Source organism: Caldivirga sp., from assembly GCF_023256255.1.
Taxonomy (GTDB): domain Archaea; phylum Thermoproteota; class Thermoprotei; order Thermoproteales; family Thermocladiaceae; genus Caldivirga.
In genome coordinates, this window is the sequence record NZ_JAGDXD010000033.1 from 1 (window position 1) to 9,919 (window position 9,919).

At 43.5% G+C, this 9,919-nt stretch carries 9 protein-coding genes; 6 read left to right on the forward strand and 3 right to left on the reverse strand.

Going from position 1 to position 9,919, the window contains the following annotated elements; all coding sequences use genetic code 11:
* Nucleotides 1–181 precede the first annotated feature (181 nt).
* Entirely contained in the window at nucleotides 182–496 is a 315-nt protein-coding gene (locus Q0C29_RS05695; RefSeq protein WP_291999697.1) for a hypothetical protein, read from the reverse strand.
* Nucleotides 497–625: 129 nt separating this feature from the next.
* Between Q0C29_RS05695 and Q0C29_RS05700 the strand changes: the two genes are divergently transcribed.
* Both Q0C29_RS05700 and Q0C29_RS05705 read left to right on the forward strand, forming a co-directional pair.
* Nucleotides 626–1,483 carry a translation elongation factor gene (locus Q0C29_RS05700; protein ID WP_291999698.1) on the forward strand — a complete coding sequence of 286 codons (858 nt, stop codon included), beginning with the start codon at nucleotides 626–628 and terminating at the stop codon, nucleotides 1,481–1,483.
* On the forward strand, nucleotides 1,464–2,057 hold the full coding sequence (locus Q0C29_RS05705; RefSeq protein ID WP_291999699.1) for a class I SAM-dependent methyltransferase: 594 nt from the start codon (nucleotides 1,464–1,466) through the stop codon (nucleotides 2,055–2,057). Before Q0C29_RS05700 ends, Q0C29_RS05705 begins: the two co-directional genes overlap by 20 nt.
* Before the next feature lie 178 nt (nucleotides 2,058–2,235).
* Here the strand turns inward: Q0C29_RS05705 and Q0C29_RS05710 are convergent, their stop codons facing one another.
* The gene (locus tag Q0C29_RS05710) at nucleotides 2,236–2,796 is read right to left on the reverse strand and encodes a hypothetical protein (protein ID WP_291999700.1); all 561 of its coding nucleotides are present in this window, start codon (nucleotides 2,794–2,796) and stop codon (nucleotides 2,236–2,238) included.
* Between the two features lie 198 nt (nucleotides 2,797–2,994).
* Between Q0C29_RS05710 and Q0C29_RS05715 the strand changes: the two genes are divergently transcribed.
* Together Q0C29_RS05715 and pdxA are read left to right on the forward strand one after the other, a co-directional pair.
* Entirely contained in the window at nucleotides 2,995–4,212 is a 1,218-nt protein-coding gene (locus Q0C29_RS05715; RefSeq protein ID WP_291999701.1) for an MFS transporter, read from the forward strand.
* Between the two features lie 136 nt (nucleotides 4,213–4,348).
* On the forward strand, nucleotides 4,349–5,320 hold the full coding sequence (pdxA, locus tag Q0C29_RS05720) for a 4-hydroxythreonine-4-phosphate dehydrogenase PdxA (RefSeq protein ID WP_291999702.1): 972 nt from the start codon (nucleotides 4,349–4,351) through the stop codon (nucleotides 5,318–5,320).
* 42 nt (nucleotides 5,321–5,362) lie between these two features.
* On the opposite strand, the gene lysS is transcribed toward pdxA, so the two are convergent.
* Nucleotides 5,363–6,838 (reverse strand): lysine--tRNA ligase, encoded by a 1,476-nt coding sequence (lysS, locus tag Q0C29_RS05725; RefSeq protein WP_291999703.1) that lies wholly within the window; start codon nucleotides 6,836–6,838, stop codon nucleotides 5,363–5,365.
* A 97-nt stretch (nucleotides 6,839–6,935) separates the two neighbouring features.
* On the opposite strand from lysS, the gene Q0C29_RS05730 reads away from it, so the two are divergent.
* Nucleotides 6,936–7,988, forward strand: coding sequence for a TrmB family transcriptional regulator (locus Q0C29_RS05730; RefSeq protein WP_291999704.1), 1,053 nt, complete (start codon nucleotides 6,936–6,938; stop codon nucleotides 7,986–7,988).
* Between the two features lie 94 nt (nucleotides 7,989–8,082).
* The coding region (locus Q0C29_RS05735; RefSeq protein WP_291999705.1) for an ABC transporter substrate-binding protein at nucleotides 8,083–9,919 on the forward strand (1,837 nt) is incomplete at its 3' end.

The window sequence follows — 9,919 nt, forward strand, 5'->3', positions numbered from 1 at the left end:
CACCCTTAGCTAGTTTGGCGTAATCAACGTTAGTTAAGCCAATCAGCATTGGCAGGGCTACCATTAGCACTGTCTTATTCACGGGTTAATGATTAGAAGCGGTGTATAAACCTTAATAGTAACTGTGGGTAGGGTTTAATTTAAAGTAATGCAAAATGATTTGAATAGTTAAGCAATGAAGTCACGTTACTTCAATTTGGGTACTGCAGGAGTACTCGTTGCCATCCTCATCCTTAGGCCTCCAAACCACCTCATACTTCCCGCTCTTAACCTGGGTCCCCTCATTATTTACCTGAAACCAGGTTACCATTATTGAGGAGGATGGTGGGATTAATGCTTGAGGGGGCTCCATGGTGAACACCACCCTTGATGATGAGTCAAGCACTTGCCATGAACCAATGTAAAGTGTTCTATCGCTAACGTTAGTTAACATAATGTAAACCACCTCCCCAAGCTTAAACTTCCTCCTATCGACCTGAACAATACACCTACCCATTCTAAACCAAGTAACTCCCCTACATATTTAAATATGCAGTAAGCCCACTAATCCCTAAGCCGTGTTGAGGCATGGGTATTGCCCTCATGGTGCAAAATATATATTTAGTGAAGGAACTGCGGTTGCCTTATGATTAAGGGTACTGTGGTCACGGTGCTTTCATCCAATGAGGCTGAGGCCATTAAGCTTGCTGAGTTAATGGGTAAGAGGAGTGAGGAGCGTATTTACTATAGGAAGAGGGATAACTTGGTTAAGTCAATTCTCGTGCCGCCGGTTAATAGGATTATTGATGAGGCTGTGGCGTTATCCATATCCTCAGTCTTCTACCTTAAGGTACCCAGTGAATTAACTTGGATTGATGGGGAATTAGCCCTACTGGCTGAGGCCTCAGGGTTAAGGGGAGTGGTGCTGCCTGATGATGTTGAAGGCTTCAGGAGGGTTTTCAGTGGATTAAGGATAAGTAACTACGTCTCTGAATTCACTGAAATTGATGCTGACACTGAGGATACTGGTGTGGTTTACGTGGATAGGGCCTTCAATGTTAAGGGTGTTGGCTTAGTGGTCTTGGGCTTCGCGTTAACGCAGGTGAGTGTTCACGATAAGTTAATAGCCTTACCAATGGGTAAGGAGGTTGAGGTTAGGAGTATTCAGGTCCTCGATGAGGACCAGGACTCAGTGCTACCTGGTACTAGGGTTGGGTTAGCCTTAAGGAATGCTAGACTTGAGGAGATTGAGGGTATTCAAGCCTTAATTAAACCTGAGGTTAAGTTAACAAGTGAGGTTAAGGATTTTGTGAAACTCAAGTACGCTCATGAAGCCGAGTTGATTCACGTAATTGCCTGTGGTGTGAGAACCATGGGTAAGGTTAATGGTTCATCAATAAGCCTTAAGGATAGGCTACCGGCCAATTGCAGGGCCTTAATAATTAACGTGAATGCTAAGCCCAAGACACCTAGGATTTACGGGTATGCTGACCTTAGGGGCTGATTCCAGTGAAGGATTTTTAACACCACCAATACCAGTATTACCCATGAGGAGGATGCATCACTACCTGCATCACAGTTACGTCAGCGATGAGCTTGTTGACTTAATAACCAGTAATATACCGCAGAACGGTGTTGCCGCTGATTTAGGGTGTGGTTCAGGCAGGTTCTGCCCAATACTACTCAGTAAAGCTAGTAGGGTATACTGCGTTGATGTTGATGAGTATGCCCTTAAGATGGCTAAGGATTATGTTAAGGATGAGAGGGCTATATTCCTAAATGAGGATGCATCATCAATGTCAATACCATCAGGTACTGTTGATGTAGTGATAATGGTGAACTCATTCCACGATATGGAGGATAAGGTTAAGGTAGCCTCAGAGGTGGGCAGGATACTTAAACAGGGTGGCTTAGCAATAATAATTGAGTCAAAGCCAGGGTTAGCAGTACCTGGGCCACCACCATGGCTTAGGATGAAGCCTGAGGAGGTCCTCAGATACTTCAATAGTGAATTGTTTAAGGCAATTGAGGTAAAGGATCTAGGTAACTTCAACGCAATACTAATTAGAAGAATATGAATTAAATACTAAGCGTAGGCTCATCACGTTACCTCACCGTGATATGTGCAATTTATTAATTATATAATATTACGTAGTTACTGCGCCATCATATTTATTATATTTAGTTGGGGCCCAGCCCAGGTTTCCTTGAGTCAGCTGGCACCAACTGACGCATGGTGAATGAGGCTAATTCTCATTAGGTTAATGCCCGTACTTCAGTGCTGAATCTGTAGCTTAAGTTAAAGCTTCCACTACTCTTCTTAACCGTGAACTCAACGTCAACACCCTTTAGCTTACTCATCTTAGCTGATAATTCAGCCAATAATTCATTAAGGTCCTCGAAGAGCAGTGGAGCAATCTTACTCGGTATCTCAATACTCATGGTGAATGATGCCGTATCAACCTTATCAGTTAACATATCCTTATATTCACTGTATGAGTAGTACCTAACCACCTGGGGTGGTAGTATTGCATTGAAGACCCTGATCAGTAGGTCAGCTCTCCTGCGGGATAACATGCTTATCATTAGTACGGCTAATGGTTCAGTAATATCCTCAATGTTAATTAACCTAACACCCCTCTTCTTAGCTTCCTCTGCGGCTTCAGGTAGGAATACCTTAGCGGCAATGAAGGATTGGTTAGAGTAGGAGGCCTTCACAACATCCTCCCCAGTAGCCACAGCCCTAATGTGACCCCTTAATTCGCTACCCTCAGTCCTGAGCACGAATGAGCCATCCTCATTCAGCTCAAGCAGCATTACACCTAAATACGTTTTAACCCTAATAATGTTTACTCAAATTACGGCTAGTGGTAATTTTTAATTATTAATGTCAAGTTGATGCTGCTTCGCGTACTTAACGACATTAAGGGATTATGGTAGTTAAGAGTGGGCAATAATAATGCTAGGCTAGAATATAGTCTGGTTTAAATATGCCTAGTTTCAAGGTGGAAGTAGATGAAGTCATTAATTAATCAGAGGGTTAATTGGATGATGGCTCTAATGCCCTACAGTATTGCCATTGGCCCCTTAGGCACTTTACTAACGCTTGAAATAGCCGCCTTAAGGGGTAGTCCAATTGATGTTAGTTACGCAATGTCTGCTGGTTCAGCAGCCGGCGTTGTGGCTCCATTAATCTGGGGATTCCTACTGGATAAGTATGGTGGTAGGAGGATCCTAACCCTAGGTTTCCTTGGGACTGCCCTCTTCATGTTGACGCTCGCCTACGCATCGAGCATACCCCAGATAGCCCTTTATTATGCTGCAGCATCATTATTTTCATCGGCAGTGGGTGTGTCGGCAAGCATGATTATTGTAGGTTACTCAAGTAGGTCTAGGTGGAATGAATCATACTCAAGGCTCAACTTCATTAGTTCACTAGGCTACCTAATAGGCGACTTAACGGCAGCTGCGCTTTCAGGGTTCCTAAGCATCAAGGCAATCATACTCTCAATGGGTTCACTATCCCTTGCCTCAGTGGTCTTAACGCTTTATGCAATGCCCCAGGTAGTTAAGGTTAATAATACTAATAGTGACCCACCTGGGTCAATACCAGGTAGGGCATTAGAGTTAGGTAACATAATGAGCCTTATTACGCTCTACTCAGCCATCATAATATTCTACGTTTCATCAGGCATATTCAACACCCTTTACCCATATGGCCTAAGGATAGGGGGCTTATCTAAAACGTGGGTAATGGGCATAATTTCAATGGGTCTGGGGGTTCAGATACTGGGCTTTAGGATGGCGCCACGCCTAATAAGTAGGCTTGGTGGTAACGCTAAGGCTGCGTCAAGTTCATTAATCCTAAGGGGCTTATCCTACTCCCTAATAGGGTTAACATCATCAACGCCGGTGACCTTAATTGCAACAGGCCTAACCCTATACCCACTAGCCGCTGGCTTAGCATTCTCAACATTCTACACTGCATCCAATGTAATGATTTTTGAAAGGCTCAAGAATGGTAAGGAGGGTAAGGGTCTTGGGGTTTATAATGTGGTCGCTGGTTCATCATACTTAACTGGTTCCCTGGCCTCAGGCTACTTGGCGAATTCAATAGGAATAGGGCAAAGTTACGTTATAGCTGGGGTAATGCTATGGGGTTCAGCGTACTTATTTAAGCTAATTGATAAGAATAAGGTTACTGAAGTTTCTGAAGTAGCCAGGATCCATTAGTAATATGCTACATTAAGTAATTCCTCCTTATACCTCTATTGCCTAATGCGGTTTATGTTTACCATTGCGACAGACACAGTTCATTAAGCATTAAAGGTGGGTAAATGCATTTAAACACGGTACTTGACTTAGCGTTGTGCCTAGGATTGGTGTTACGTTGGGTGACCCAGCGGGGATTGGTTATGAGATAGTGGCTAAGGCATTGTTGAAGTTAAGTGGTATTGATGCTGAATTAACGTTAATAGGTAACCTGGAGCATTTTAAGAAGGTCCTCGGGATACTTAAGATTAATGATGATGTGCTCAGTAGGGTTAGGTTCATTGATATTCCAGGCGGCCCCTTTGAATTCGGTAAGGTTCAGGAGGAGGCTGGTAGGGTTTCCCTTGAGAGTGTTAGGAAGGGCGTTGAATTAGCCATGGCTGGTGAGGTTGATGCCCTAGCCACAGCGCCAATTAATAAGGAGGCTTGGGTTAAGGCTGGCTCAAGCTTCATAGACCACACCACTCTTCTTCAGGCCTTAACTAGGTCGAGGGAATCCTTAACGGTTTTCGAGACTAGGAGACTTAGGATACTTTTCCTTACTAGGCATATGCCCTTGGCTGACGCAATTAGGGAGATTAAGGCTACTAATGTACTTAACGGTATAATTAACGCAAGCAGGGTATTGAAGGCTCTTGGCGTTAGGAGGGGTAGGATTGCCGTTGCAGCCTTAAACCCACACGCTGGTGAGGGTGGTTTACTGGGTAGGGAGGAGATTGATGAAATTGCCCCAGCGGTTAGGGAGGCTAGGGTTAAGTACGGTATTGATGTTTACGGCCCCATACCAGCGGACTCGGTATTCCACCTGGCTGCAGTGGGGCAGTATGATATAGTGCTCTCGCTTTACCATGACCAAGGCCACATTGCCGCCAAGACCTATGACTTCAAGAGAACGGTTAGCCTAACCCTGGGTTTACCATTCCTGAGGACCTCAGTGGACCATGGAACAGCCTTCGACATAGCAGGCAGGGGTATTGCTGATGAAACCAGTATGGTTGAGGCTATTAGAAAAGCCGCAAAGTACGCGAACCAGTATAAGAGAAGATGGAAGAGTGCCTTTAAGGAATAATTATCTAATCACTAAAGTTTAGGGTGAAAAGCATTTGCATTACTAGTGCTTGATCATTGGGAATGGTATCACTTCCTTTATTGAGTATTGCCCAGTCAACACCATCACTAGCCTATCAATGCCTACGCCTAATCCCCCCGTTGGTGGCATTCCGTAGCTTAAGGCTAGGACAAAGTCATAGTCATAGGGGTGCGCCTCCTCGTCACCTCCCCTGAAGCGTTCAGCCTCCTCCTCGAAGAACCTGTGCTGTAGTTGGGGGTCATTAAGCTCAGTGTACGCGTTGGCAAGCTCCATTCCTGCAATGTATAATTCAAACCTCTCTATTAAGCCCGGCTTAGACCTATGGGGCTTACAGAGTGGTGTGGTTTCCTGCGGGTAATCCGTAATGAATGTTGGTTGAGTTAACTTGGGTGCAACAAGTTTATCAAATAATTTCTCAATCATAAACCCCCTAACGTACTGCCCACCCCTAGGCACTAGCCCATTCTCATTCATTAGCCTCCTCAACTCCTCATCACTCATTGACTCAATGTTCTTACCTAACTCATTACTAAGCGCCTCATACATTGTCATTCTTCTGAACGGCGCGGTTAACTTAACCTCAACCTTTCCTTCGCCAGTAGGGTACTCCACAGTGTCCTTACCAATAACCTTCACTGCGACTTGGGATATTAAGTCCTCGGTAAGCCTCATGATATCATTGTAATCCGCGTAGGCCCAGTATAGTTCAAGCATTGTGAATTCTGGATTATGGTAAACATCAATGTCCTCATTCCTAAACACCTTCCCAATCTCATACACCTTATTGAAACCCCCAATTATGAACCTCTTTAAGTAAAGCTCAAGGCTAATCCTCAGGTACCAATCCTCATCAAGCGCATTAACGTGAGTCTTAAATGGCTTAGCCAACGCTCCACCGTAAACAGGCTGCAGGATGGGGGTCTCAACCTCCATGAACCCCCTTGAGTTTAAGTACTCCCTAATGGCTTGAATAATCCTGAACCTAGTTTGAATAATCCTCCTAGCTTCACTATTGTATAGGAAGTCAAGGTACCTGTGCATGTACCTCCACTCCGTAGTATACTTACTCCAATCCGGTGGTTCAAGGAGTGCCTTAGCCAGTAGCGCGTAGTCATGGACAAGGAGCGTTAATTCACCCTTAAGCGTATAGAATAAGTCACCCTCAACCCCAATAATATCACCCCTATCAACGTACTTATGGAATTCCTCAAACCTATCTCCAAGTTCATTAATCCTTAAGTATAATTGGAGTCTCTCCCCCTCATCAAATATGTCGACGAATGAAGCCTTACCATGCCTCCTAATATTAGCAACCCTACCCACTGTCCTAATGCCCTTAATGAATGGGTCATGGCTAACAGGGTACTTCTTAGCAATTTCCCTAATTTGACTTATAGTGTGCGTAATCTCAAACTTATGTGGATATGGGTTAACACCCCTGTTCCTTAATTCCTCCACAATCCTTATCCTATTTGGGTCCCACTGAGGCTTATACATACTAATACGGTGGGTTCAATACTGATAGACTTAATAAACATTGTACTACATACGGTACATAGGCAAAGCCTAAAAACAGTGAAGTGCAGTGTACTTGATGCAGGCAGTTGACGATGACTTAGTGAATGCCTTAGCCATCCTTGGTTTATCAAGGAAAGAGGCTACAGTGCTGGCTTACCTACTACTGAAGGGTAGTGCCACGGCTAGGGAGATTATGGCTGACTTATCTATTCACCAGCCACAGTTATATAATATAATGGTTTCCCTTGAGAGGAAGGGGTTCATTAATGTCCAGCAGAGTAAGCCTAAGGTGTATGCCCCAATAGGTACGGGGGTAATAATGGAGATGATTGAGAGTGAAGTGCTTAAGCGTAAGCAAGCTGTGGTTAAGGCTTTAACATCATTAACAAGGGGTGATAGGGCAAGGAACTTGCTATGGGTTACTAGGGGTATTGATAATGTTATTTATAATTCAGCATCATTAATTCAGGAAGCCACCAGTGAACTATACGTATCAGCTCCACCAGTATTACTGGGTAGGCTACTTAAGTACATGAGTAATGTTGACCCCAGGGTTAAGGTGTATGTTTTAGTATACCCTGATTTAAGCAGTGAATTATTAAGCGAATTGAAGAATATTAGCAGTATTGTTGAGGTTAAGGTGAATAGGCTTGGCCCATTCTACTTCATTTCACCAAACGCTGAATCCTGCATTTTCGCATCTAGTAAGGCTAGCCTACTTAGGGACAGTGAAGTATATGGATACGTATTTAGGGATAGGGTAATGACACTTCAATTCATTCATGGGTTATTCGACGTATGGAGACGGGCGCAGACAGTATACAGGAGGGGCTTTAAGCCTTCAGATTACCCACTTGTGTTTAACTCCCATAGGTTCGCCACGTGGGAGATCCTTAAGGCTAAGGAATCTGGGTTAAACATTGAAGTTAGGATTAAGGGGCATTTAGTGAAGAATAATGAGGAAGTAGACTTAACTGGAGTACCGCTTAATGTAACGATAGATAGTGACGTAGTGAACTTCGAGCTTTTACCAAATAATGGTGATAAGGCATTGCTCATTGGCGGTACTAATGCATTAATTGAGGATGTTGAATCCGAGTACGTTGAGATTAGGTTAATGAATCAGTAAGCGCGATAGATTAAGGGAAGATCCTAATAACTGCCGTTTTCTATACTAGCTTATGTAGTAAAATTTTTAAAGCCTAGATGCTACTAAGATGACTATGGTAAATAATTCAGTCTCCCGACTGGTGAAGGTTACTGCAATAATGGCGTTGGTGTTAGTGGTGGCATATGGTGCATCTATTGTTCATGCTGAGCAAAAGCCATGGCTAAAGTTCGCTAATCCAGTCACCATAATATTAACACCGGGTACACCAATATGGAATCCTTATGCGCCAAGCAATATGATAGGTAATGTACAAACATATTTACCATTAGCAGCCTTTAACCCACTCACTGGTCAGTTCTATCCTGTTTTGGCTGAGAATTGGACTGTTCAAGTGCTTCCTAATGGTTCTGCATTATTCACAATCTACCTTAGGCCTGGCTTATACTGGTATAATGGTTCTGCTACCTTGCCTTTCACTGCTTGGGATGTTTATGCGCAATTCTACATTGGTATGAAAGCCTTTGCATGGTATGTGCCTTGGATTAATCAATCACTCGTCGACGAGGACATTAGAGTAATTAATAACTACACGATACAATTCCTATTCCAAAAATGGACACCATACATACAATATTGGTTATTAACAAGTTGGATAGACGTACCATATGAACCATGGAAGCCAATAGTAGATGAATTAAGAACAATAACCAATGTAACACAGGCAACAGAATTCGGCCACAATAACGTAACAAAATTCGTAGCACCATACTGGGGTTTATATCCGTATTACGTTAGCTACGCCAGCACAACCTACATTGACTTTACACTGGAGCCTCCTGCATTATTAGCAACATGGTATAAGGTATTCCCATTCGCAGATTGGGAAGATTACCAACCAACAGCAGTACTATGGGAGATTGGTGGTAATGCACAAGCTATGAGTGCAATGATAGCCGGCCAAGTTGACTACGATTGGATTGGTTTATCCGAGGCTCAGATTAAGATAATTAATAGTACGTCAGGCTGGTCATCATTCGCGTTACCAACATTTAGTACAATGGGTATTGCTGTTAATCCCTGGGTCTATCCATTTGATATTCCTCAGGTTAGGGAGGCTCTATGCGACGTTATTAATAGGACTGCTGTGGCTGCTGCATGGGGTTTAGCAATTAGTAAGCCTGACTATTATCCTGAACCTATAGTCCCAGAATCAATAGCAACTTTCCCATCCGACGTTAGGCAATTTATTATACCGTGTTCCTATGACCCAGCTAAGGCAACACAAATACTGCAAAGCATAGGCTTCTACCAGAAGAATGGAGTATGGTACACACCAAACGGAACACAATTAACGCTCTACGTATATGGGCCAAGTGGATTCACAGACTGGATGACAATGGCTAGTGATGCTGTTGAACAACTTGATGCATTTGGCATCAACGCGAAGTTAATTGGGCAGGACGTTGGAGTATTCTGGAGTACTACATTACCGAATGGTCAATATGGTGGAGCTACGACTTGGTTAGGTCAGGATCCAGGCTATAGTAGTATGTGGGGATTATTGGGTTGGCCATGGTGGGAAGTCGGTAATGTGATGCAAGCATACTATAAGGGTCATGATGTTTGGCCTTTCCAGTGGCCTAATGGTACATGTAGCCCAGTCATACTGCCTACTGAACCACCAGTGTTCACCAATGGTACTATTGTCTGGTGCGTTAACTCAACATTCGGTTACATTAACTTAACCAACTGGCAGATGTTTGAGAACATTGCAGCACCAGGAACACCCAATTACGATTTAATGATGAAGATAATCTTCGCTTGGTACCACTACTTCGTACCAATAATACCATTGTATAGTAAGCTCGAGCCCTATGAATACATGACTATGGCCATGGATCCGAATTGGCTATTCCAAGGCTATATTCTTGATCATTATCCTTGGTTGA